This is a genomic window from Veillonellaceae bacterium, from assembly GCA_025992895.1.
Taxonomy (GTDB): domain Bacteria; phylum Bacillota; class Negativicutes; order Veillonellales; family Dialisteraceae; genus Dialister.
This window is the reverse complement of sequence record DAJPGA010000001.1, coordinates 2171525-2194719: the sequence shown is the minus strand read 5'-3', so window position 1 is coordinate 2194719 and position 23195 is coordinate 2171525. Positions and strand designations below refer to the sequence as shown.

37 protein-coding genes and 1 tRNA gene are annotated in these 23195 nt (G+C 48.9%); 33 read left to right on the top strand and 5 right to left on the bottom strand.

Annotated elements, in window-relative coordinates; all coding sequences use genetic code 11:
• Positions 1-6: 6 nt before the first annotated feature.
• The gene (gene yihA, locus OIM03_09930; GenBank protein HJI74568.1) at positions 7-648 is read left to right on the top strand and encodes a ribosome biogenesis GTP-binding protein YihA/YsxC; all 642 of its coding nucleotides are present in this window, start codon (positions 7-9) and stop codon (positions 646-648) included.
• Positions 641-1138, top strand: a complete 498-nt coding sequence (locus tag OIM03_09925; GenBank protein ID HJI74567.1) for a hypothetical protein — start codon at positions 641-643, stop codon at positions 1136-1138. Before yihA ends, OIM03_09925 begins: the two co-directional genes overlap by 8 nt.
• A gap of 316 nt (positions 1139-1454) precedes the next feature.
• On the opposite strand, the gene OIM03_09920 is transcribed toward OIM03_09925, so the two are convergent.
• The 3 genes from OIM03_09920 to OIM03_09910 all read right to left on the bottom strand — a co-directional run bounded on the left by OIM03_09920 (position 1455) and on the right by OIM03_09910 (position 4766).
• Complete coding sequence (locus OIM03_09920) at positions 1455-2297, bottom strand: IS3 family transposase (protein ID HJI74566.1); 843 nt, start codon at positions 2295-2297, stop codon at positions 1455-1457.
• Positions 2298-2326: 29 nt separating this feature from the next.
• Positions 2327-3025 carry a helix-turn-helix domain-containing protein gene (locus tag OIM03_09915; protein HJI74565.1) on the bottom strand — a complete coding sequence of 233 codons (699 nt, stop codon included), beginning with the start codon at positions 3023-3025 and terminating at the stop codon, positions 2327-2329.
• A gap of 370 nt (positions 3026-3395) precedes the next feature.
• Positions 3396-4766 (bottom strand): DUF389 domain-containing protein, encoded by a 1371-nt coding sequence (locus OIM03_09910; GenBank protein ID HJI74564.1) that lies wholly within the window; start codon positions 4764-4766, stop codon positions 3396-3398.
• A gap of 691 nt (positions 4767-5457) precedes the next feature.
• Between OIM03_09910 and rpsJ the strand changes: the two genes are divergently transcribed.
• From rpsJ to OIM03_09755, 31 genes are all read left to right on the top strand, one after another.
• Positions 5458-5769, top strand: coding sequence for a 30S ribosomal protein S10 (gene rpsJ / locus OIM03_09905; GenBank protein HJI74563.1), 312 nt, complete (start codon positions 5458-5460; stop codon positions 5767-5769).
• 12 nt (positions 5770-5781) lie between these two features.
• Positions 5782-6423, top strand: a complete 642-nt coding sequence (rplC, locus tag OIM03_09900) for a 50S ribosomal protein L3 (GenBank protein HJI74562.1) — start codon at positions 5782-5784, stop codon at positions 6421-6423.
• Between the two features lie 50 nt (positions 6424-6473).
• On the top strand, positions 6474-7091 hold the full coding sequence (gene rplD / locus OIM03_09895) for a 50S ribosomal protein L4 (protein ID HJI74561.1): 618 nt from the start codon (positions 6474-6476) through the stop codon (positions 7089-7091).
• The gene (rplW, locus tag OIM03_09890; GenBank protein HJI74560.1) at positions 7091-7372 is read left to right on the top strand and encodes a 50S ribosomal protein L23; all 282 of its coding nucleotides are present in this window, start codon (positions 7091-7093) and stop codon (positions 7370-7372) included. The genes rplD and rplW overlap by 1 nt, the downstream gene beginning before the upstream one ends.
• 17 nt (positions 7373-7389) lie before the next feature.
• Positions 7390-8217, top strand: a complete 828-nt coding sequence (gene rplB / locus OIM03_09885) for a 50S ribosomal protein L2 (protein HJI74559.1) — start codon at positions 7390-7392, stop codon at positions 8215-8217.
• Positions 8218-8234: 17 nt separating this feature from the next.
• Positions 8235-8507, top strand: coding sequence for a 30S ribosomal protein S19 (rpsS, locus tag OIM03_09880; GenBank protein ID HJI74558.1), 273 nt, complete (start codon positions 8235-8237; stop codon positions 8505-8507).
• Positions 8508-8519: 12 nt separating this feature from the next.
• On the top strand, positions 8520-8855 hold the full coding sequence (gene rplV, locus OIM03_09875) for a 50S ribosomal protein L22 (protein ID HJI74557.1): 336 nt from the start codon (positions 8520-8522) through the stop codon (positions 8853-8855).
• Between the two features lie 18 nt (positions 8856-8873).
• Positions 8874-9638, top strand: coding sequence for a 30S ribosomal protein S3 (gene rpsC / locus OIM03_09870; protein HJI74556.1), 765 nt, complete (start codon positions 8874-8876; stop codon positions 9636-9638).
• Positions 9638-10063 (top strand): 50S ribosomal protein L16, encoded by a 426-nt coding sequence (gene rplP / locus OIM03_09865; GenBank protein HJI74555.1) that lies wholly within the window; start codon positions 9638-9640, stop codon positions 10061-10063. Before rpsC ends, rplP begins: the two co-directional genes overlap by 1 nt.
• 1 nt (position 10064) lies before the next feature.
• Positions 10065-10271, top strand: a complete 207-nt coding sequence (gene rpmC / locus OIM03_09860) for a 50S ribosomal protein L29 (GenBank protein HJI74554.1) — start codon at positions 10065-10067, stop codon at positions 10269-10271.
• 84 nt (positions 10272-10355) lie between these two features.
• Positions 10356-10559, top strand: a complete 204-nt coding sequence (gene rpsQ / locus OIM03_09855; GenBank protein HJI74553.1) for a 30S ribosomal protein S17 — start codon at positions 10356-10358, stop codon at positions 10557-10559.
• A gap of 32 nt (positions 10560-10591) precedes the next feature.
• Positions 10592-10960, top strand: a complete 369-nt coding sequence (rplN, locus tag OIM03_09850) for a 50S ribosomal protein L14 (GenBank protein ID HJI74552.1) — start codon at positions 10592-10594, stop codon at positions 10958-10960.
• Positions 10961-10975: 15 nt separating this feature from the next.
• Positions 10976-11305, top strand: coding sequence for a 50S ribosomal protein L24 (gene rplX, locus OIM03_09845; GenBank protein ID HJI74551.1), 330 nt, complete (start codon positions 10976-10978; stop codon positions 11303-11305).
• Positions 11306-11324: 19 nt separating this feature from the next.
• Positions 11325-11864, top strand: a complete 540-nt coding sequence (gene rplE, locus OIM03_09840; GenBank protein HJI74550.1) for a 50S ribosomal protein L5 — start codon at positions 11325-11327, stop codon at positions 11862-11864.
• Positions 11865-11877: 13 nt separating this feature from the next.
• Positions 11878-12147, top strand: a complete 270-nt coding sequence (gene rpsN / locus OIM03_09835; protein ID HJI74549.1) for a 30S ribosomal protein S14 — start codon at positions 11878-11880, stop codon at positions 12145-12147.
• A gap of 22 nt (positions 12148-12169) precedes the next feature.
• Positions 12170-12568, top strand: a complete 399-nt coding sequence (gene rpsH, locus OIM03_09830; protein HJI74548.1) for a 30S ribosomal protein S8 — start codon at positions 12170-12172, stop codon at positions 12566-12568.
• A gap of 17 nt (positions 12569-12585) precedes the next feature.
• Positions 12586-13128 (top strand): 50S ribosomal protein L6, encoded by a 543-nt coding sequence (rplF, locus tag OIM03_09825; protein ID HJI74547.1) that lies wholly within the window; start codon positions 12586-12588, stop codon positions 13126-13128.
• Between the two features lie 18 nt (positions 13129-13146).
• Positions 13147-13512, top strand: a complete 366-nt coding sequence (gene rplR / locus OIM03_09820; GenBank protein HJI74546.1) for a 50S ribosomal protein L18 — start codon at positions 13147-13149, stop codon at positions 13510-13512.
• Between the two features lie 18 nt (positions 13513-13530).
• A complete protein-coding gene (gene rpsE / locus OIM03_09815) occupies positions 13531-14031 on the top strand; it encodes a 30S ribosomal protein S5 (protein ID HJI74545.1) in 501 nt (166 codons plus the stop codon).
• An 11-nt stretch (positions 14032-14042) separates the two neighbouring features.
• Entirely contained in the window at positions 14043-14225 is a 183-nt protein-coding gene (gene rpmD, locus OIM03_09810; protein HJI74544.1) for a 50S ribosomal protein L30, read from the top strand.
• Positions 14226-14244: 19 nt separating this feature from the next.
• Positions 14245-14685, top strand: a complete 441-nt coding sequence (rplO, locus tag OIM03_09805) for a 50S ribosomal protein L15 (GenBank protein ID HJI74543.1) — start codon at positions 14245-14247, stop codon at positions 14683-14685.
• Position 14686: 1 nt separating this feature from the next.
• Positions 14687-15949: a preprotein translocase subunit SecY gene (secY, locus tag OIM03_09800; protein HJI74542.1), complete on the top strand. Its 1263-nt coding sequence runs from the start codon at positions 14687-14689 to the stop codon at positions 15947-15949.
• Positions 15950-15960: 11 nt separating this feature from the next.
• Complete coding sequence (locus OIM03_09795) at positions 15961-16614, top strand: adenylate kinase (GenBank protein HJI74541.1); 654 nt, start codon at positions 15961-15963, stop codon at positions 16612-16614.
• Positions 16611-17363 carry a type I methionyl aminopeptidase gene (gene map, locus OIM03_09790; protein HJI74540.1) on the top strand — a complete coding sequence of 251 codons (753 nt, stop codon included), beginning with the start codon at positions 16611-16613 and terminating at the stop codon, positions 17361-17363. The genes OIM03_09795 and map overlap by 4 nt, the downstream gene beginning before the upstream one ends.
• A 51-nt stretch (positions 17364-17414) precedes the next feature.
• Complete coding sequence (gene infA, locus OIM03_09785; GenBank protein HJI74539.1) at positions 17415-17636, top strand: translation initiation factor IF-1; 222 nt, start codon at positions 17415-17417, stop codon at positions 17634-17636.
• A 16-nt stretch (positions 17637-17652) separates the two neighbouring features.
• Positions 17653-17766 (top strand): 50S ribosomal protein L36, encoded by a 114-nt coding sequence (gene rpmJ, locus OIM03_09780; protein HJI74538.1) that lies wholly within the window; start codon positions 17653-17655, stop codon positions 17764-17766.
• 22 nt (positions 17767-17788) lie between these two features.
• Positions 17789-18166, top strand: a complete 378-nt coding sequence (rpsM, locus tag OIM03_09775; protein ID HJI74537.1) for a 30S ribosomal protein S13 — start codon at positions 17789-17791, stop codon at positions 18164-18166.
• A gap of 18 nt (positions 18167-18184) precedes the next feature.
• A complete protein-coding gene (gene rpsK, locus OIM03_09770) occupies positions 18185-18574 on the top strand; it encodes a 30S ribosomal protein S11 (protein ID HJI74536.1) in 390 nt (129 codons plus the stop codon).
• Positions 18575-18631: 57 nt separating this feature from the next.
• A complete protein-coding gene (locus OIM03_09765; protein HJI74535.1) occupies positions 18632-19624 on the top strand; it encodes a DNA-directed RNA polymerase subunit alpha in 993 nt (330 codons plus the stop codon).
• A 21-nt stretch (positions 19625-19645) separates the two neighbouring features.
• On the top strand, positions 19646-19987 hold the full coding sequence (rplQ, locus tag OIM03_09760) for a 50S ribosomal protein L17 (GenBank protein ID HJI74534.1): 342 nt from the start codon (positions 19646-19648) through the stop codon (positions 19985-19987).
• A gap of 139 nt (positions 19988-20126) precedes the next feature.
• Positions 20127-21074, top strand: a complete 948-nt coding sequence (locus tag OIM03_09755; protein HJI74533.1) for a DUF805 domain-containing protein — start codon at positions 20127-20129, stop codon at positions 21072-21074.
• A gap of 477 nt (positions 21075-21551) precedes the next feature.
• Here the strand turns inward: OIM03_09755 and OIM03_09750 are convergent.
• A tRNA-Ala gene (locus tag OIM03_09750) sits at positions 21552-21627 on the bottom strand.
• 85 nt (positions 21628-21712) lie between these two features.
• Positions 21713-23194, bottom strand: coding sequence for a glycosyltransferase family 39 protein (locus tag OIM03_09745; protein ID HJI74532.1), 1482 nt, complete (start codon positions 23192-23194; stop codon positions 21713-21715).
• Between the last annotated feature and the right edge of the window lies 1 nt (position 23195).

Here is a 23195-nt window from a genome sequence, read left to right as displayed (position 1 = left end):
CATGAAGTGGCGGAAATCAAGGAAATAGAAAAATTTCACATTTTCTCGTCAGTATATTTCAGCTCAGCCGTCAACCGTAAGCAGTACGTGAACGACGGGCGGAAAGAAATCGCCTTCATCGGGCGTTCCAACGTAGGGAAATCCTCCCTCATCAACAACCTCTGCGGGCAGAGAAAGCTCGCCTACGTCAGCCGCGAACCGGGCAAGACAAGGACCATCAACTACTACGCCATCCAGTCCAGGAGAACCGTGGACGAAGTGGAACAGCGCCAGGAATGGTACCTCGTCGACCTGCCGGGCTACGGCTTTGCCAAGACAAGCCAGGAAAACAAAGACTCCTGGTCCACCTTCATCGACGACTACATCAAAAGCTCCCCGAGCCTTGCCATGGTGGGCCTTCTGATCGACCTGCGCCATCCCGGCCTTCCGATCGACATGAAAGCCTACGAATGGCTCCGTGCCATCGCACCGTCCATGGTCGTCATCGGCACCAAGGAAGACAAACTCAAAAGAAACGAAGCCAGAGAGAACCTCAAGAAGCTCAACAAACTCTTCCCCGCCGACTACCCGGCCATTTCCTACTCTTCCCTGAACGGAGACGGCAGAGACAGCCTCTACCGCTTGATCGAGCAGAAAGTCTGTGACTGATATGAAGAAGATCCTTCTTCTCGCATCCATCCTCACCGCCTGTACCTTAGAAGCCTTCGCCTACAACGTCTATGCGCCGAACTTCTTCGACACAGTCAGCAAAGGAAACTACGCCTACAAGACCGTCTATGCCATGTGCCAGCAGGGCAAAGCCCCTGACTACACCACATCCTTCTTCGACCGCCAGCTCACCAGATACGAACTCGCCGGTGTCATCAAAGACATCCTGGAAGGCGGCAAAACAGTCCCCGAAGACAACCCAAGCCTCATGAAACTAAGGAAAGACTACGCCAGAGAACTCGAAGCTCTGGGCTACAAACCTCCCAAAAGACAACCCTCCAAGGAAAAACCAATCCTTGAAATAGGAGGCGACAGCCGCATCCGCTACAACAACGGAGGCGACGCCGACGCCAGAGTCAGAGTAGCCGGAAGATGGAACATCACCGACAACACCAGCATACAGGCTGGAGGAGAAAAGAACGTAGAATGATGAATGGGAAATAAAGAGCCCGCATGTGAAATTTGATTTCACATGCGGGTTTTGCGTGGGGAGCAGATGATAATAGCCGCGCTTGCCGCAGCGGAGAGAAAACATGAAAAACCATACAGCCGCCTTGCAGGCTGGGAAATGAACCCCTTTCGGCGCATGCGCGCCAGCTCCCCCTACGGGGCGAGTTCTGACACCCTTAAACCAAGGCTGACGCCTTGAGAAAAACAAGCAAACCAAGGCTTCGCCTTGAGTGGTGCGGATTTGTTAATACAGACAAATAAATATCATAAAAAATCTAATCGTACTTTAATCTTAATCATGCAGCCATTGGAGCTGCGTTGAATACTTCCATTGGAGCTAAAAGATGTAATTTGCGCTGAATGCGTTTGTTGTTGTAGAAGTAGATGTAGCCGTTGATCATGCTTACCACTGCTTTACGGCTGGTGAATTTACGTGTGTAGTAACGTTCGCGCTTCAGCATTCCCCAGAACCCTTCCATCAGACCGTTGTCTGCACAGCAGCCTACACGGGACATGCTGTGAACCAGTCCTGCTTTTTCAACAATCTTATGGAATCCGTTGCTTGTATACTGGAATCCGCGGTCGGTATGAATCATTGGATGTTCTCCAGGATTCTCTTTAAGTGCCTTTTCCATTGTCTCAAAAGCCAGTGCAGTATTGTTCCTGTCGCCGATGACATAAGAGACAATCCGGCGATCATGGCCGTCAATAATCGCGCTTAAATATAACTTGTGCAAAACTCCATCAGCAGTTGTGTACTTGAATTCAGTGACATCCGTCATCCATCTTGCATTGGACACGCCGGCATCAAAGTCACGGTTCAGCAGGTTTTCAAAAATGTACTTTGGATCCTTTGCGTTACGAGTGCAACCATCGGTCTTGTACTTGATCACGGACTTAATATTAAGTATCCGCATGATACGAAGAACCAGACTGTCGCTTACATTTATATTGATGTTGTCATCCTTCTTGATCCAATCGTTAATCCGGCGGTATCCCATATCCGGATATTCCTGATGGGTTTTCATGACCTCCTGTGCGACCTTTTCTCTCAGCAGTTCACGGCCGCTCTTAATATGATTCAGCCATCCGTAATAAGCTGCCCGGGAGACCTTTGAGAGTCGGCAGAGACTTTCTATGGAGATGTTGGTTTCTTCATGGACTTCTTTTATGGCTTTAAAATCTCTGAGAAGGTGAGTAAGGCTGAATCCTTCGAGGAACGCAACCTTTCCTCTATCTCCATCTTTTTTTTTAGCAGGGCAATCTCTGCTATAAGATCCTTCTGTTCTTCAAGAAGTCTGGCATTCTCCTGACGCAGCTGTTCTTCTTCGGTCCGGGGCGTTTGGAGCCTGATCGGCTTTCCTCTGTAATCCTCAAGACCAACTTCGCCCATTTCCTTGAACTTTTTTACCCATGTGTAGAGCGTTTGGTAGGACATGTTGTACTTCTTGGCTATCTTGTTATAATCGCATCCACTGGCGATGCACTCCTGAACGATTCTGACTCGCTCTTCCTTGACCGATTGCTGGCGTTTGCCCATAAGATCTCCTCCTTCAGAAACGAGGTCTGTCAACTTATGCTCATTATACGCCTCAATCCATGTTTTAAGGGAGAGTGTGCCGGAAATTCTGTATTTGGCACAGACGGAAAGCATGGAAACACCGCCTTTAAGATATTCCTTTACGGCCTGGATCTTCATCTGATTGGAGTAGTAAGACAAATGCTGCCTGGGCCGCAATCCCTTAAAGCCCTCCTCTTTATACCGGAGGACCCATTTCCTGAATGTTATGCGGCTCATATGAAGATTTTCAGCTGCCTGGGTAATCGTAACACCCTGATAGAGATATGAAGCAATCTGGTCTAACATTTCCTCCGGGGACGCTTTGGTTTTACATGGCATAAGAATGACCTCCTAATATATTTATGATATTATTCTGTCTTTCTTGTTGAATCATACCAAGGTGTCGCCGTAGGCGACGGATGAGATGTAGTTCTCGAGCGTTAGCGAGGTTGTATGGTTTTTTCAGTATTGCACTTCCCGCGAGGTTTGTATGGTTTTCTCTCGAGCGTTAGCGAGGTAGTATGGTTTTAATCCTTCCCACAGCTTTGCTGGTTGTATGGTTTTATCAGTCTTCCACTTTCCTCGAGGTTGTGTGGCCTTTCTTCGCCCTGCGGTTGTATGGTTTTCCTCCCCACACAAAAGAGCCGCCCGAATCAGATTCGGGAGCGGCTCTTTTTTAATTTCCATTCCAGTTGATTCCATTTCCAAAATAGGAAGAAGGACTTGCTTCCATCTGGATTGTCAGATTGACAGGCAGCTCGGTCTGGGCTGCTATCCAGTTCTTAAGTTTCTCTGCGTCAGAGGGAGAGAGCTGTGAGGTGACGGTGACTGTCACTTCAAATGCAGCCGGCGCCCATGCATCGTCCTTGTCTTTTCCATAGACGGTGCCGCCTTTGATTTCCTTGATGGCAGGGAAGAGGGCGGGCGCTTCTCTGTTCAAACTTTTCAGAAGGGAAATGGTACTCGTCTCCCTGTTATAGGATCCGTAGTATTCCTCCGCAAGTTCCTTGTATGATTTTCCTCCGGCCTGTGTCGTAGCCTGCTTGAGGCGGCTGCTGATGAGATCCTGGACCTGTTCCTTATTGAGAGAGGAAGCAGGGCTTTGAACAACTTCGAGGCGGACTTTGGACAGGCTTCCGTAATCATTGAGCCTCTTCTGCAGATTTTCCATTGTTTCCTCGTCAAGTCTGGCACCGAGCACGTCCACAAAAAGCGTGCCGTCTTTCAACTGGTAGGAAATGACATTGGCTGCATGAAGGTCCATGTCCTGATTGATGAAGGATTCGATCTGGGATGTGCGGATGCTTTCACGGACGGTCGTACCTGCCATGTAAATGCTTGGTATGGTAATGACGATGCCAAGAAGCAGCAGGACATGGCGCTGGAAACGAAAGTGCGCCGGTGAAATCGTTTCGCTCATGGGGACGTCCAGAAGTTTGAAGATGAAGTAGCCGGAGAGCGTGATAAAGAAGGCGTTGATGAAGAAGAGGTAGAGAGCCCCGGTGAAGTAGGGGACGGAACGCATGGCAATGCCGTAGCCGGCCGTGCAAAGAGGAGGCATCAGGGCTGTTGCGATGGCAACGCCTGGAATGACGTTCGTTTTCACTGTCCTTGTATTGCCGACGGCTCCTGCGATGCCGCCGCAGAGAGCGATGAGGACATCCCATATGGTAGGAGACGTCCTGGCAGCCATTTCTGCTGTTGGAATGGTGATTGGTGTCAGGGCGAAGTAGATGGCAGCCGTCAGGAGCGAGAAGACGATCTGGAAGGAAAGCTTCACCATGGATCTCTTCAGGAAGTGCAGGTTATATGTCGCCATGCCGTAGGAGACTGCGACAAGTCCGCCCATGAGAGGGGAAATAAGCATGGCACCGATGATGACGGCCGTGCTGTCCATATTGAGTCCCACGCAGGCAATCAGGATGGCCGCAATCAGAATGACAAGGTTGGCGCCTGTGACAGTCGAGTCAGACTCAATCCTGTTACGAAGTTCATCAGCCGGCGCGCTGTCTATCCGTATATTGAAAAACTTTTTCCAGTCAAACATAAGCATCACCCTCTATATAGATAAATATCCATTTTCTATACTATACCATGTTTGGGGAAAGGAATGATGTATTTCCAATCCCGCATGTCCCAGGAGAATGAGAGCCCTGTTTTTCAAATCCGATTCCCATCCTGGAATCTTTTCTTTTATACATACATATATATAAGGAATCAAAAAGAGGGATATCGTAAGAATAATGGAAGGGGAAATTTGGATCTGGTATGTCAAATTTCATTCCCCTTTTTCTTTTTTAATTCGCATGTGCTGTTTACATTTTTCGATGACGAAACAAAGAAGACATATAGTTTCGTAAAGTGCCTCGGTACACCCCGATACGTGCCCTTGATTCAAAATATAAACTAAAAATTCAAAAAATTTAGAAAGATTTTAGATAATTTAGTATACGCGAGGAGGCGTGTTTATGTTAAAATAAGGGAGTCCTAAACCGCAGAGCACCTGTGTTTATCGTTCGTGCGAGGCTTCGGAAGAAAAATAAAAATTTTCAGAAAATAACTTGATTTCACTGTCTGAAAATAGTATTATTAAAAGGCTGAATGCTTCCCGGGCTGTTCGAGGGTACAGCGAAGGGAAATAAGTCAGCAGACAAACTATGAAGTGGAAGGTGGCCCGCGTCGCGGGGGAATTTCCACGGAGCAGTTCATTCAGGAAATGAACGTAGGAGGTTTATGTAATGTCGAAACAGGAAAAAATCAGAATTCGTCTGAAAGGCTATGATCACAAAGCAGTTGATCAGAGCGCAGCGAAGATCGCGGAGACTGCCAAGAGAACAGGCTCCAGAGTCTCGGGACCGATTCCGCTTCCAACGGAACGTAACGTGTACACCATTCTTCGTTCTCCACATGTCAACAAAGACAGCCGTGAACAGTTCGAAATGCGTATTCACAAGAGACTCATTGACATCCTCGATCCTTCCAAGAAGACCGCGGATGCGCTGATGAGACTGGAACTTCCAGCCGGCGTCAGCATTGAAATTAAACTGTAAGGAGGTGCAAAGATGTCTAAGGCTATTTTGGGAACAAAATTAGGAATGTCTCAGGTATTCGCTGAAAACGGCGACCTGATTCCAGTAAGTGTTATTGAAGTTCTGCCAAATGTTGTTGCAGCTGTTAAAACCGTTGAAAGCGATGGATACAATGCTGTTCAGCTGGGCTACGGTGCTGTCAAGGAAAAACATTTGACAAAACCTGTAAAAGGTCAGTTTGAAAAGGCCGGAATTGATCCGGTTAAACATCTCCGTGAATACAGACTCGCTGAAAAGCCGTCTTACACGGTAGGCCAAACTCTGGCTGCTGACATTTTCGCAGAAGGCGAAATTGTTGACGTTATCGGCACAAGCCGCGGCAAGGGTTTCGCTGGCACCATTAAACGTCATAACCATCAGCGTGGACCTGAATCCCACGGTTCCAAGAACCATCGTCAGACAGCATCCCTCGGTGCTCGTATGTCCGGCGGCGGCGGAAAGGTATTCAAAGGCAAGAAAATGCCGGGGCAGCTCGGCGGAGATAGAGTAACGGTTCAGCATCTTCAGGTAGTAAGAGTTGATACCGCCCGTAATCTTATGCTTGTCAAAGGCGGCATTCCCGGCGCTAAGGGAAGCCTCGTAATGGTACAGGATACTGTAAAGCCTGTAAAATAATATTGTCTGGAACAACAGAAAATTGTTCTGATTAAGGGAGGAACATCTCAATGCCGAAAGTAAAGCTGTATAATATCGCCGGCCAGGAAACCGGCGAAATAGAGCTGAATGACAGCGTCTTTGGCGTAGACTATAACGAAGCTGTTATTCATCAGGCAGTGGTTCGCCAGATGGCTAATGAACGCCTTGGCACACATGCCACAAAGACCAGAGGCCTTGTTCGCGGCGGCGGCAAGAAACCATGGAAACAGAAAGGCACCGGCCGTGCCAGAGTCGGATCCATCCGCTCCCCACTGTGGGTAGGCGGCGGCACAGTATTCGGACCTACTCCGAGAAGCCATGCCAAAGATATGCCGAGAAAGGCACGTCAGCTCGCTGTTAAATCTGCACTGAGCGAAAAGCTCCGCGCAAATGAACTGATCGTTATCGATGCTATCGACTTCGAAGCACCGAAGACAAAGAACGTTGTAAAGATGCTCGCTGACCTTCACTCTGAAGGCAAAGCCCTCATCGTTGACGGCGCTCGCAACACAGTTCTTTCCGCTAGAAACATTCCTGGCGTTAAAGCCTATGCTCCGAGCGGACTCAATATCTATGATATTGTAAATACTGACAAGCTCTTCCTGACTCAGGAAGCTGTTAAGAAGATTGAGGAGGTACTCGCATAATGGAAGCACGTGACATCCTCATTAAACCGATCGTGACTGAAAAGTCCACAGCTCTCATGGAGGAACGCAAGTACACATTCCGTGTGCCGCTTTCCGCAACAAAGATCCAGATCCGTCAGGCTGTAGAACAGATCTTCAAAGTAAAAGTTCAGGCTGTGAATACCATGCGTTATGAAGGCAAGATGAAACGTCTGGGCCGGACCCAGGGTCGTCGCAGTGATTGGAAGAAAGCAGTCGTTACCCTTAAACCGGGCGAAACGATTGAGCTCTTCGAAGCGTAAAGGAGGAGTAATAATAAATGGCTTATAAATCATTTAAACCGTACACTCCCGGACGCCGTCAGATGACCGTTTCCACCTTTGAGGAAATTACAACAGACAGACCGGAAAAATCCCTTCTGGCTCCTGTTCATAATCATGGCGGTCGTAATGGCTCCGGTAAAATGACAGTTCGCCATCAGGGCGGCGGTCATAAACGTCAGTACAGACTGATCGATTTCAAGAGAGATAAAGATAACATTCCGGCAACTGTTGCTACGATCGAATACGATCCGAACCGTACCTGCCGTATCGCTCTGCTGCACTATGCAGATGGCGAAAAACGCTACATCCTCGCTCCTAAGGGACTGAAGGTTGGCGACCAGGTCGTAAGCGGACCGGAATCCGATATCAAAATCGGCAACTGCCTGCCTTTCACCAACATTCCTCTCGGTACCATCGTTCATAACGTTGAACTGAAGATCGGCAAGGGCGGCCAGATGGTTCGTTCTGCTGGCGCTTCCGCTCAGCTGATGGCTAAGGAAGGCGACTATGCTCTGCTGCGTCTGCCATCCGGCGAACTGAGAAGAGTACACATCCGCTGCCGTGCAACCATCGGAACCATCGGCAACGAAGATCATGAAAACATTACACTCGGCAAGGCCGGAAGAAACCGCTGGCTCGGCGTTCGTCCTGCTAACCGCGGCGTTGTCATGAACCCGAACGATCATCCGCATGGCGGCGGCGAGGGTAAATCTCCTGTCGGACGTAAGCGTCCTGTTACACCCTGGGGTAAACCTGCTTACGGCGTAAAGACCAGGGACAACAGAAAAGCGTCTACTAAACTGATTGTTAAGAGACGTAAGTAAGATAAGGAGGAGTAAAATTGTCCAGATCCGTTAAAAAAGGCCCGTTCGTCGCTTTCTCTCTGGAAAAGAAGATCAACGCGCTGAACGAGACTAAAGAACAGAAAATCATCAAGACCTGGTCCCGTGCATCTACAATCCTGCCGAGCTTCGTTGGACACACAATCGCTGTTCACGACGGCAGAAAGCACGTACCGGTTTACATCACTGAAGATATGGTCGGCCATAAGCTTGGCGAATTCGCTCCGACCCGTACTTTCAAAGGCCATAACAAGACCGATAAGGCGAAATAAGGGAGGAAACAAATGGAAGTTCAGGCAATATCTAGAAATATCCGTATTTCTCCCCGTAAGGTTCGCATCGTAGCCAACCTTATCCGCGGCAAGAAAGCGGGAGAAGCCATTTCTATTCTGCACAACACTCCAAAAGCTGCTTCTAAGATCATTGAAAAATGCCTGAGAAGCGCTATGGCAAATGCAGAAAACAACAACAACATGAACATTGATAATCTCTACATCTCCACAATTTTTGTAGATGCAGGCCCGATTATGAAGAGAGTGCATCCACGCTCCCGTGGACAGGCTTTCGGGATTATGAAACGTACCAGTACACTGACGGTAAAAGTTTCTGAAAAAGAATAGTCGAAGGAGGGAAACGTTTTGGGTCAGAAAGTTAATCCGCATGGAATGCGTGTAGGCGTGATCGATGACTGGGATTCCAAATGGTTTGCAGAAAAAGATTATGCTGCACTGCTTGTGGAAGATGCCAAAATCCGCCAGTTTTTAAAGAAGCACCTGTTTGCTGCAGGAATCTCCAAGATTGGCATTAAACGCGTAGGCAATCGCGTTAAGATTGCTATTTACACAGCTAAACCGGGTATGGTAATCGGCCGCGGCGGCACAGGTATTGAGGACATTAAGAAAGCCCTCGCTGTTGTAACCGACAAAGATGTCGATATCGATATCCTCGAAATCAGATCCGTAGATATGAGCGCTATCCTGGTTGGCGAAAACATCGCTTCCCAGCTTGAAAGACGTATCGGCTTCCGCCGCGCTGTTAAACAGGCAGTTGGCAGAACCATGCGTGCAGGCGCTAAGGGTATCAAGGTAACCGTTTCCGGTCGTCTCGGCGGCGCAGAAATCGCTCGTTCCGAAAGCTACCGTGAAGGTTCCATTCCGCTTCAGACTCTGAGAGCCAACATTGATTACGGCGTAACAACCGCTCACACCACCTATGGTGCAATCGGCATCAAAGTCTGGATCTACAAAGGCGAACTCGCTCCTGGCGAAGTCGTTGAAGAAAACGAAAACGTTCGTACCAATAAAGACCGCGGCAACAACCGCCATGAAGGCAACAGAAGAGGCGGCCGTCGTGGTGATCGCAGAGACCGCAGACCGAAAAACTCTGAAAGGAGTGATTCCTGATGTTAATTCCGAAGCGTACTAAATATCGCAAGCAGTTCCGCGGCCGTATGAAAGGCAAGGAACATCGCGGCAACACCGTTACTTACGGTGAATTCGGCCTGGTAGCAACTGAACCGTCCTGGATCACAAGCCGCCAGATTGAAGCAGCACGTATTGCCATGACCCGTTACACAAAGCGCGGCGGCAAAGTATGGATCAAGATTTTCCCGGACAAACCAGTAACCGCTAAGCCGATCGGCACCCGTCAGGGTTCCGGTAAAGGCGCCGTAGAATACTGGGTGGCAGTCGTAAGACCTGGCCGCGTTATGTTCGAAATGGGCGGCATCCCGGTGGAAGCTGCAAAGGAAGCAATGCACCTTGCAAGCCACAAACTGCCGATCAAGACAAAATTTGTAGTTAAAGGTCAAGAAGTGGCAGGTGAATAAAATGAAGGTCAATGAAATTCGTAACCTGAGCACTGCCGAAATGAATGAAAAGGTTGCCGGCTTAAAGGAAGAACTGTTTAACCTCCGTTTTCAGCTCGCTACAGGACAGCTCGAAAATCCGATGCGTATTCACGAAGTGAAGAAAACCATCGCTAGAATCAAGACTGTTCAGCGCGAAGAAGAGCTGAAGGCTGCCAAGAAGGCATAACAGTTAATCCAAAAGGAGGATCTCAACGTGGCAGAAGAAAGAAAGTTGCGCAAAGTGCGCCAGGGAATTGTTGTCAGCGATAAGATGGACAAAACTGTCGTCGTTGCTGTAGAACGTAAAGTTCCCCATAAGCTGTACAAAAAATCTATTAATACCACAACAAAGTTCAAAGCGCATGACGAAAACAACGAATGCCGTGTCGGTGACACCGTACGCATCGTCGAAACCCGCCCGCTGTCCCATGACAAGCGTTGGAGAGTTGAGAAGATCGTTGCCCGTCAGAACTAATATAGAAAGTTGAATATAGGAGGAAAGGCACGATGATTCAGCAGGAAAGCAGACTCAACGTTGCGGATAATACCGGTGCTAAGAACGTCCTGGTTATTAAAGTCCTGGGCGGTTCCTTCCGTAAAAGCGGCAATATCGGCGATATTGTAGTTTGTACGGTCAAAGATGCAACCCCCGGCGGCGTTGTTAAGAAGGGCCAGGTAGTTAAAGCTGTTGTGGTTCGTTCCGTTAACGGCGTAAGCCGCAAAGATGGTTCCCACATTCGTTTCGATGAAAACGCAGTTGTTATTATTAAAGACGACAAGAGCCCGGTAGGAACACGTATTTTTGGACCGGTAGCAAGAGAACTCCGTGAAAAAGATTTCATGAAGATCGTTTCCCTCGCTCCCGAAGTGCTCTAATAGGGGAGGCAAAGTATGAGTCAGAAACTGCATGTGAAGACCGGCGATACCGTAGTAGTAATCTCCGGCAAAGATAAAGGCAAGCAGGGCAAGATCAAAGCTGCTATGCCGAAAGACGGTCGTGTTGTTGTCGAAGGCATCAACATGATCAAAAGACACACAAAACCGACCCAGGCTAATCCAAAGGGCGGAATTATTGAAAAAGAAGCTCCGATTTACGCTTCCAAAGTTATGCTTCTGGATCCGGAAACAAAGAAACCGACCCGCGTAAAGAAAGTTCAGCAGAATGACGGAACTTTCGTCAGAGCAGCTGTAAAGAGCGGCGCTATTATTGACAAGGCTTAAGCGGGAAGGAGGATAACAAGTGTCCAGATTACATGATTTTTATACTGAGCAGGTCAGAGATTCCCTGCGTGAAAAGTTCGGCTACAAGAATGGCATGGAAATTCCGAAACTGGAAAAGATTGTCATCAACATCGGTGTAGGCGAAGCTACTGAAAACAGCAAGGCTGTAGACGCAGCAGCAAACGACCTGGCAGCAATTACCGGCCAGCGTCCGATGATCTGCAAAGCTCACAAGTCCCTGGCTGCATGGAAAATCCGTGAAGGTATGCCCCTGGGCTGCAAAGTTACCCTTCGCGGGGAAAAGATGTATGAATTCCTTGATCGTCTGATCAACATCGCTCTTCCGCGCGTACGTGACTTCCGCGGCATCAGCGACACCAGCTTCGACGGACGCGGAAACTATGCTTTCGGCGTTAAAGAACAGCTGATTTTCCCGGAAGTTGATTACGAAAAAATCGACCGTATCCGCGGAATGGATATCATTGTAGTAACCACGGCTAAGACTGATGAAGAAGCTCGTGAACTTCTGAAGCAGTTCGGCATGCCGTTCAAGAAATAAGCAGGAGGACAATATGGCAAAGAAGTCTATGTTGGAACGCGAGAAGAAAAGAGAACTCGCAGTTCAGAAATACGCAGCCAAACGTCAGGCACTGAAAGAAGCTGGCGACTGGGAAGCTCTTAGCAAGCTTCCGCGCAATGCTTCCCCAACGCGTCTGCACAATCGCTGCAAACTGACCGGCCGTCCCCACGGCTTTATGCGTAAATTCGGAATTTGCCGCAACCAGTTCCGTGATTTGGCTTACCGCGGAGAAATTCCGGGCATTAAGAAAGCCAGCTGGTAAATTTCGGGAGGAGGATTAAACAATGGTAACAACCGATCCAATTGCGGATATGCTTACCCGTATTCGTAATGCGAACGATGCATATCATGCAACGGTAGATATGCCTGCTTCTAAAATGAAGGCAGCTGTGCTTACAATTTTAAAAGATGAAGGCTTTGTAAAGAACGTAGAACAGGTTGAAGTGGAAAACCATCCGACACTGCGCGTTTCTCTGAAATACGGTGCAAACCGTGAAAAGGTTATCAAAGGCCTGAAGAGAATTTCCAAACCTGGTCTGAGAGTATATGCAAACAAGGAAGAACTGCCGAAGGTTCTCGGCGGTCTCGGAATCGCAATTATTTCCACATCCAAGGGCGTCATGACCGACAAAGCAGCTCGTAAAGCTGGCCTCGGCGGCGAAGTTCTTGCGTTTGTCTGGTAATCCGTAGGAGGAATAATATGTCACGTATTGGCAAAAAACCTATTACGGTTCCGGCAGGTGTGGAAGTCAAGTTTGATGGCCATACCGTCACCGTAAAAGGTCCGAAGGGCACATTAACCCGTAAAATGAATGAAGAAATCGATTTCAAAATTGAAGGCAACGAAATCATCGTTTCCCGTCCGAATGATGAAATCAGAAACCGCTCCCTGCACGGTCTGAACCGTACACTGCTGCACAACATGATTCTCGGCGTAACCGAAGGATTCTCCAAGAAACTGGAAATCCAGGGCGTCGGCTACAATGCACAGATGCAGGGAACAAACCTGAAACTGGCTCTGGGCTTCTCCCATCCGGTTATCGTAACCCCGCCGGAAGGCATTACAATTACAACCCCGTCTTCTGTTGTTATCGTGGTATCTGGCTGCGATAAGGAAAAGGTTGGCCAGGTTGCGGCTGAAATCCGCGGCTGGAGACAGCCTGAACCTTACAAAGGCAAGGGTATCCGTTATTCCGGTGAATACGTACGCCGTAAGGCTGGTAAGACCGGCGCAACAAAGTAAGACAGGAGGTAAAAAAATATGCGTAAAAATGCAACCAGAAATGCGGTTATCCGCCGCCATCTGCGTCTTCGTAAGAAAATCTCCGGTACTGCAGCTTGCCCGCGTCTTAATGTATTCCGTTCCCTCGGAAACATCTATGCACAGGTCATTGATGATGAAGCTGGCGTAACACTCGTATCGGCTAATACCTTAGATAAGGAAATCAAGGCTGAATTCCCATACGGCGGCAACGTTGATGCAGCTAAGGCTGTAGGCATTCTCGTCGGCAAGAGAGCTCTTGAAAAAGGAATTGAAACAGTCGTGTTCGACCGCGGCGGTTATATCTATCACGGAAGAGTCCAGGCTTTGGCTGAAGGCGCTCGTGAAGCCGGATTGAAATTTTAAGGTAGAAGGAGAAGACACATGCCAAGATTTGAAAAACAGGAATCCGACTTACAGGAAAACGTTGTTTTCATCAACCGCGTTGCTAAAGTCGTTAAAGGCGGCCGTCGTTTTTCCTTTGCAGCTGTTGTCGTAGTCGGCGATGGCAAAGGTAAGGTCGGTGCAGGCCTCGGCAAAGCAGCTGAAGTTCCTGAAGCGATTCGTAAAGGCGTCGAAGATGCCAAAAAGAACATGATCACTGTCGCTCTGAAGAACGGCACAATCCCCCATCCGATGCTCGGCGTTTATGGCGCTGGCAAAGTTGTCATGAAACCGGCTGCTGAAGGTACCGGCGTCAAGGCAGGCGGCCCGGTTCGTGCCGTACTCGCTATGGCAGGCATCAGAAACATTCTGACCAAGTCTCTCGGTTCCTCTAACCCGATCAACATGGTAAGAGCAACCCTGGACGGTCTCTCCAAGCTCGAAAATGCAGAGACTGTTGCAGCCCTCCGCGGCAAGAGCCTGGACGAAATTTATAACTAAGGGGGCCCCTCATGAAAGTTATTGTTACTCTGAAGAAAAGCGTGATTGGCTCCAGACCGGAACATATCGCTACTATTAAGGCGCTGGGACTTCATAAGACCCACTCCTCCGTAGAAAAAGAACTTACCCCGCAGATTAAGGGCATGATTCATTCTGTCCGTCATCTTGTAGACTGCAAAGAAATTGCAGAATAATTGAGAAGGAGGTGCGCTAATGAAACTGCATGAACTGAAACCTGCAGAAGGTTCTACTTCTGCTCGCCGCCGCGTAGGCCGTGGCCTGGGAAGCGGAATGGGCAAAACAGCTACCCGTGGTACCAAGGGTCAGCACGCTAGAACCGGCGGCGGCACACGTCCGGGATTTGAAGGCGGCCAGCTTCCACTGTATCGCCGTCTCCCGAAACGCGGCTTTAAAAATGTCCTTGCAAAAGAATATGCTGTAGTCAATGTAGAAACGCTCAATCGTTTCGATGACAACGCTGTTGTTGATCCGGCTGCTCTCGTTGAAGCAGGTATTCTGAAAAACGTTCTCGATGGTGTACGTATTCTGGGAAACGGTGAACTCACAAAAGCTCTGACCGTTAGAGCTCAGGGATTCACTAAGGGCGCTCAGCAGAAAATCGAAGCAGCAGGTGGAAAAGTAGAGGTGATCTGATATGGGATCTGTGATCGCAAATATTTTTGCTAACAAAGAACTCAAAGATCGCATACTGTTCACATTCTTGATGTTCGTCATCTTCCGTCTCGGGGTTCATATCCCGGTACCGGGAGTTGACGCTTCCGTCATTGAAAGCCTGTTCACATCTGGAAACCTCTTCGGCTTCCTGGATTTGTTCTCGGGCGGCGCGCTCAGCAAATTCTCCATATTTGCCATGAGTATCACGCCGTACATCAACTCATCCATTATCATGCAGCTCCTGACTGCCGTCATTCCTACTCTCGAAGAGTGGAGAAAAGACGGGCAGGAAGGTTACAAGAGAATACAGAAGGTCACAAGATACTTCACTGTATTCCTTGCAGCCGTTCAGGCATTCGGCATGACGTACGCCCTCCGTATCAACAATGCACTTGTTGACAACAGCTGGCTGTACTTTACATTCGTTGTAGTCGTCCTCATCGCTGGCACCTGCCTCCTGATGTGGATCGGCGAAAAAATTACGGAACACGGAATCGGCAATGGCATCTCGCTGATCATCTTCTGCGGCATCGTAGCCCGCTTCCCGCAGGCTATTTCCACCGTTATTGATTATCTGCAGGTCGGCACCATTTCCCCGTTCCAGCTGCTCCTGTTCCTCGTCATTGCTCTGGCTATGATCCTCATGGTCATTGAAATCAACGAAGGACAGCGCAGAATCTCCATCCAGTACGCTAAGCGCGTCATCGGCCGCAGAATGTACGGCGGTCACTCCACCTATTTACCTCTCAAGGTCAATCAGGCTGGCGTTATCCCGATCATCTTTGCTTCCTCGATTCTCATGCTTCCCGTAACTCTTGCACAGTTCGTCCACATCGGATGGGTGCAGGCAGTAGGAAACTTCTTCGGATGGGGCACCTGGCCTAATACCATCTGCTATGGCATTCTGATTTTTATCTTCACGTACTTCTATACGGCCATCTCGGTCAATATCAAGGAACTGGCAGATAACATGAAGAAGTATGGCGGTTTCATCCCGGGCATCCGTCCTGGCGAACCGACCATGATCTACATTGACAGAGTATTATCCAGAATCACCTTGACTGGTGCAGTATTCCTGGCATTCATTGCTATCCTTCCGAACTTCATCGGAAACATCACCGGCATTCAGGGCGTCTACTTCGGTGGTACGTCACTCCTGATTATCGTCGGCGTTGCACTGGATACCATGAGACAGGCACAGTCCTATATGGTGACAAGAAACTATCAAGGCTTTATTAAATAAGGAGTAGGGATATGTATATCTTATTAATGGGACCTCCAGGCGCCGGCAAAGGCACCCAGGCGGAAAAGCTCATTCGTGAATACGGCATCCCCCAGATTTCCACCGGCGACATGTTCCGTGCTGCCGTGAAATCTGGAACGGCTCTTGGCAAAGAAGCTAAAAGCTATATGGACAAGGGAGCCCTTGTACCGGACAGCGTAACAGTGGGTATCGTCAAAGAAAGACTCGCTCAGGATGACTGCAAAAAAGGCTGGATCCTGGACGGCTTCCCGAGAACCACTGCCCAGGCTTCCGCTCTGGATGCGATCCTTCATGACCTTGGCATTCAGCTGACGGCAGTGCTCGACTTCAACGTCAACAGGGACGACCTGGTGAAGAGAGTCAGCGGCCGTCTTGTTTGCCGTCAGTGCGGCGCTTCCTTCCATAAGGAATTCCGCCCGCCGAAACAGGAAGGCGTCTGCGATAACTGCGGCGGCGAACTGTATCAGCGCGCTGATGATAATGAGGTGACCGTCAGAGAACGTCTGGCAGTCTACGATACATCCACAAAACCTCTGATCGATTACTACAAAGTAAGCGGCCGTTATTACGAAATCAACGGAGATCAGTCCATGGATCAGGTATTTGCCGACGTCCAGGCTGCGCTTAAGAAGGCATCCGAATGATTACGATTTATACGCCGGAAGAAGTAGAGAAGATTGCCGCAGCCGGGAAACTGACTGCGGATACACTCTCTATGCTTGAGAAAGAGGTAAAGCCGGGAATCAGCACGTTGGAGCTTGATGAAATGGCTGAAAAATTTATCAGAGACAGAGGCGGCATCCCGAGCTGCAAAGGCTATGAAGGATATCCGGCAACACTTTGCACCTCTGTTAACGATACTGTTGTCCATGGTATACCATCAGCGAGAAAAATTTTAAAAAAAGGTGATATTATTTCTCTCGATCTTGTGGTAGAATTGAATGGTTACATGGGTGATTCCTGTATCACCGTTCCAGTAGGACACACAAACAAGAAAAACCTCCAGCTCATTAAGGCCACGGAAGGTGCGCTTTTCGCAGGCATCAAACAGGCAGTTATAGGGAATACTGTAGGCGACATCGGACATGCGGTGGAAAGCTATGTCAAGCCATACGGATACGGCGTCCTGCGTGAATACGTGGGCCACGGCATCGGCATCGGCATGCATGAAGACCCGGAAGTACCGAACTACGGCACCCCGGGACACGGACCGCGTCTCGAAGAAGGTATGTGTATCTGTATCGAGCCTATGATCACCATGGGCAGCCCAGACATCATCACACTGCGTGACGGATGGGGCGTAGTGACCGCAGACGGACTTCCGTCCGCACACATCGAACATACCATTACCATTACCAAAGATGGTCCGAGAATTCTTACGCTGCGTAATTGATTCCATCATTATTACCGGCGGACAGCATATGATAAGCCAAAGGAGGCTCGCATGAGCAAGGCAGACGTTATTGAAGTAGGAGGCAGAGTAGTAGAAAAACTTCCAAACGCCATGTTCCGTGTTAAACTGGAAAACGGCGGCCATATTGTACTGGCTACTATTTCCGGAAAGATGCGTATGAATTTCATCCGTATACTGCCCGGAGACAAGGTAACAGTGGAATTGACGCCCTATGATTTAGAGCACGGCAGGATTACCTATCGTTACAAGTAAGTAAGGAGGAACCAAGATGAAGGTCAGACCGTCCGTTAAAAAGATGTGCGACAAATGCAAGATCATCAAACGCAAAGGCCGCGTAATGGTTATTTGTGAAAATCCGAAACATAAGCAGAGACAAGGTTAATTAAAAGGAGGTTAAAGAGTAGATGGCACGTATAGCTGGTGTAGACTTACCAAGAGATAAGCGCGTTGAGATCGGCTTAACTTATATTTATGGAATTGGCCCCACTCTTTCCAAAGACATTCTTAGCAAGGCAGAAATCAATCCTGATACCCGTGTAAGAGATCTGACAGAAGATGAAGTTGCTAAGATCCGCAACGTACTCGCAGATTACAAAGTAGAAGGGGATCTCTGTAGAGAAGAATCTCTCAACATTAAACGTTTGGTTGAAATCGGTTCTTACAGAGGCAGACGTCATCGTGCAGGACTCCCGACTCGTGGACAGCGCACAAAGACCAACGCCCGCACACGCAAGGGCCCGAAGAAGACGATCGCAGGCAAGAAGACTGCGACCAAGAAATAATGTTGAAGGAGGGATAACATGGCTACGGTAAAAAGCAAAGCAAAAAGAAAAGAAAGAAAACATGTAGAATCCGGTGCAGCTCATATTCGTTCTACTTTCAACAACACGATCGTAACGATTACTGATTCCAACGGCAATACCATTGCCTGGGCATCCGCTGGCGGACTTGGATTCAAAGGATCTCGTAAGAGTACACCATTTGCAGCTCAGATGGCAGCTGAACAGGCAGCTAAAGTTGCAATTGATCAGGGTATGCGTTCGGCAGACGTATTCGTCAAAGGCCCGGGCGCTGGCCGTGAAGCGGCCATTCGTGCACTGCAGGTTGCAGGAATCGAAGTCAGCAGCATTAAGGACGTTACACCGATTCCGCATAACGGCTGCCGTCCTCCAAAACGCAGAAGAGTATAAGGATAATCCCTTTGCGTATCATTTTGGCGCTGCAAGGCGCAGAAGGAGGACTTTCGGATGATCGAAAATACAAGCTTCACAATTAAGACTGTTGAACTCAGTGATGACAAACGTCATGGCGTGTTCGAATGCGAACCTCTCGAAAGAGGGTATGGTATCACTCTGGGAAACAGCCTCAGACGCGTGTTGCTTTCATCTTTAGACGGTGTGGCTATTACGTCTATCAAAATCGACGGCGTGCTTCATGAATTTTCCACTATAAACGGCGTCAGAGAAGATGTAACAGATATGATTCTGAATCTGAAGAAAATCCGTTTCATCGTTCATGATGAAGCGACTTTCCCAATCACAGTCAGAATCGATATTACTAAAGAAGGTATTTTCCATGCCGGCGATATGGAATTACCGGCTGAAATAGATGTTCTCAATACGGAACTCCCGATTTGCACACTTGACGCAGATGCTCATCTCGGAATGGAAATGACCATCAACCGTGGGCATGGGTATGTTCCATTTTCGAAGAACAAAAGGGATGACGACGTTATCGGCGTAATCCCGATCGACTCCATTTATTCTCCTGTCATTAAATGCAACTACCTCGTCAGCGATACCCGCGTAGGCAATGAAATGGACTACGACAAGCTGACACTGGAACTGGACACCGATGGTTCCGTCCAGGCAGACGATGCAGTAGCAACGGCTGCCAAGATCCTCATCAGCTGCTTTGAAAACTTCAGCAAGATCGGCATCAGCCAGGCTGGCACCGATATCGTCAAAGACGATGGAGCAGAAGCAGAAGCTGAACCTGATCAGGATAAAGTCAACGAAGATGCTGTAAGGGATCTTCCGATTGACGAACTCGAACTGTCCGTCCGTGCATTTAACTGCCTGAAGAGAGCAGAGATCAACACGATCGGCGAACTCACAGACAAGACAGAGGATGAATTGACCCGTGTACGCAACCTTGGAAAGAAATCCGTCGATGAAATCAAGGAGAAACTCTCCAACTTCAGAGAATACGGACTTCACCTGAAAGATTCCAAGGATTGATATAGTTATAGGAGGAAAGAAATGGCTCGTAGTAGATTGAGAAGAGTCAGCGGCGCTCGTAAGGCACTGCTGCGCAGTCTCGTAACCGCTCTTTTCCAGCATGGCAGCATCGTTACAACCGAAGCTAAAGCCAAGGAACTTCGCCACGTAGCAGACAAGATGATCTCCCTCGCTAAGAGAGGCGATCTCCACGCTCGTCGTCAGGCTGAAGCTTTCGTAATGGACAAAGACGTTACAAAGAAACTGTTTGATGAAATTGCAAAGAAATATACCGAACGCAACGGTGGCTACACCACCATGGCAAAACTCGAAGCTCGCCAGGGCGACAACGCTCCCCAGGTCCTGATCGCACTTGTCGACTAATTCGGTTCAAGAAAACCGCGGAAATCTCCGCGGTTTTCTTATTGGGATCGGGCATGTCAAATCACTCTGAAAATGGTACAATAGCAGTGTACGTATTTCGAAGACTGGCGGAGAAGTCCGCTTTTAAAGGAGCACAACCATGGCAATGAATTTTGATATCCCTGACATCACTGAAAACGGCGAAAAAGCGGCCGCAGGCGGACAGAGAAGGAAACCCAGAAGGATAGGGGCTCTGCGCCTTGGAGACACGCTGAGGGCCGTTTCCCGTCATTATACAGCAACACTGGAGAACAAGGACGAAGATAAGGAAGCCGAATTCTATTCCTTGTCAGAAGGAGAAGAAAAAGCATCCTTCTACGGGATGGACGTATCCGTTACCGGCATCTGCATCAGAAAGAAGAAGGTCGCTGCCATTTACGTTGAAATGGAAACAAAGAACCGCGATGAGTTCATCAAGAAACTGGAAGAAGCAGAAGGCAGCGCAGAACATGCCAACAACATGGACATTTTCGCTGATACCGTCACTTCCATTTTCGTCACCATCCCGGCCAAAGGAGATTCTTCCTTCACGACAGCCCTCATGGACAGCGCAGAAGTGAAAGCTCTTTCTGACAACGAAGCCATCAAGGCAGAAGAAGAAGCGAAGAAAGGCGGCCTCCGCCACCGCATCTGGAAGACATACTTCGATCCTGTCGGACGCATCAGCAGAAAAGCGTACCTGCCAAAGATGCTCATGGTCGGTGCACCGGCAGCTTTCCTCTTTGCTCTCACCTGCTTCAAGCCGGAGCTCTTCGTAGGAGAAACGAACTTCTTCATCGCTGCCTTCCTGATCTTGGGGACACTCTGCTTCATTTCCCTCATCAGCCTTGGCATGAGAAGACTGTCGGATATCGGCAAGTCCCATATGTATTACTGGGCATTCTTTGCTCTTCTCTTCGTCATTCATCAGGCAGGGGAAGAATTCTTAGGTTCCCAGCTCAATGCGACGCGCCTCATTGCCGTCATCTTCATGATTGTTGTCATCCTTCTGGCATTCATCCCGGGAGATCCCAAGAGAAACAAGTACGGCCCTGTACCGAAAGAATAATCATTTAGACCAAAAAGGGGCTGTGACAAAATGGTTAACCATTTTGCCACAGCCCCTTTTTTCTATTGGAAAATTCCATTAAAGGATTATCTAACAAATGTATTTATTGGCTCTGTCTGAAAACCTCAAAGGATGCTTCGCCTTTTTAGAAACTGCACCCCTATCGCCCTTCGGGCACTTCCCTCCGTTGGGGGAAGCTCGGCGAAACAACAAAAGAACTCAGTTCTTATTTGTTTTGAACTTATATAGCTGCGTTCGAAGGAAAAGTAAAACATAGAAACAATACAGCCGCCTTGCAGGCTGGGAAATGATGTTTCAGTCGCCTCCGGCGCCAGCTCCCCCTACGGGGCGAGCTCAGACACCCTTAAACCTCGCTTCGCTCGAGGAAGAGCAACCGGTATTTAACTGAATTTTGTCACTGCCTCTTTTCTTCATGCATAAAAAAAGAGCTCCGCGATTGCGGAGCTTTATATTTGGTGGAGGCGGTGCCCGGAGTTGAACACGGGGATAAGGGCCTTGCGGGGCCCACGCCTTAGCGCTTGGCTACACCGCCATAAGAAACTATTCTAAGTATATCGCGCTTTTTCGAAAAAGTAAAGGGAAGCAGGAAAGCTTCCCTTTTTAATATACATAAATCACTATTTGTAATTGACAGGCTGGATGGTTTTATGTTCATCAGAGACCCAGATGGTATAGGCGCCAGGGACCTGGATGCTGTAGGCATTCTCGCGGTCTGTGTATTCCTTGACGAACGGATCATCCTCCTTCTTCCGCACGATCATGACGCTGTCGGGACTGGCCAGGAGTGTTTCGAAGGACATGAACGGCATGACGTTCTTGGCATGCCAGGAAAGGCCGCCCGGTTCGAGGTCGTCGATCTCATCTCTCGGGACTGCTCTGTAAATATCCTTTTCGCTGTAGAAGACGGAAGACGTACGGTAGTCGCCGACGAAGGCAATGGGCGCTTCGCCTGTGTTCATGTGTTTTAAAGCAAGGCCGACTTCCTTGCCGGAGTGCTTCAGCATGATGGAAGGCGCTGCCAGGAAGGTGAGGGCAATGAGTACGACGAATGTGCCAAGCGCTGCTTTCTCGATGCGAAGGGAAATATTTTGATAAAGGATGGCTGTCAGAATCGCCATGGAGAAGAGGGCGGGGAAGGTATATGTCGTGTACTTGGTGGCAATCAGTTCAAAGAAGACGAAGACGCCGAGTGCATAGAAGGCAAGGAGCTGGGTAGCGTCTTTGGCGCTCCTGAAGTCCAGTTTCCTTTCCTTCCATCTTTTGTAGAGGGAATAAGGAATGAAGAGGCTCCAGGGAAGGAAGCCTACGAGGTAAACGAGGATGTAGAAGTACCATGTATTATGGGATGGATGCTCCGAAACCGTAGCGCGGAGGAAATTGTGGACACCGAGGAAATTCAGGATGAAGTCATTCCCGTGGATATGCCACATGATGCCGTACCAGGGGGCTCCGATGAGAACAAAGAGGAGGAGGCCGGAAATCAGGTGGACATGGAGCATCTCGCGGATGTCTTTCTTATAGAGAAGGAAGAGGACGCATCCAAGGCCCGGGAGAAGGATTCCGATCGGCCCCTTTGTCAGTGTCGCAAAAGCGGCTGCCACATAGCAGAGGTAGTAGTACTTCCTGTTTTCCGCATATCCCAGGTAGAAGAAAGCGACAGCGGTGCTCATGAAGAGGTAGAGCGTAGTATCCGTGATGACGGACTTGGAAAGGATCCATGTTTCTACGGAAACACCGAAGATCAGGGCGGAGAGCCATCCGATCTTCTCCCCGTATACTTTTCTGGAAAACCAGTAAGTAAAGAGAAGGGACGCTGTGCCCATGATGGCAGCCGGGAGGCGCGCAGCTGCTTCGTTGAATCCGAAGACGGCAAAGGACGCTGCCAGTTCCCAGTAGTAGAAAATAGGCTTGTCATACCAGAAACGGCCGTAAATCTGAGGGGATATCCAGTCGCCGGACAGGACCATCTCGCGGGCTGTTTCTGCATAATTGGCTTCTGCCGTATCCGTGACGGCCAGAAGGTTGTTTCCTGCCAGGTACAGGACAAGCGACAGGATGAGCAGTACCGCGTAGGGATGACTGCGCATGAATTTGGACATG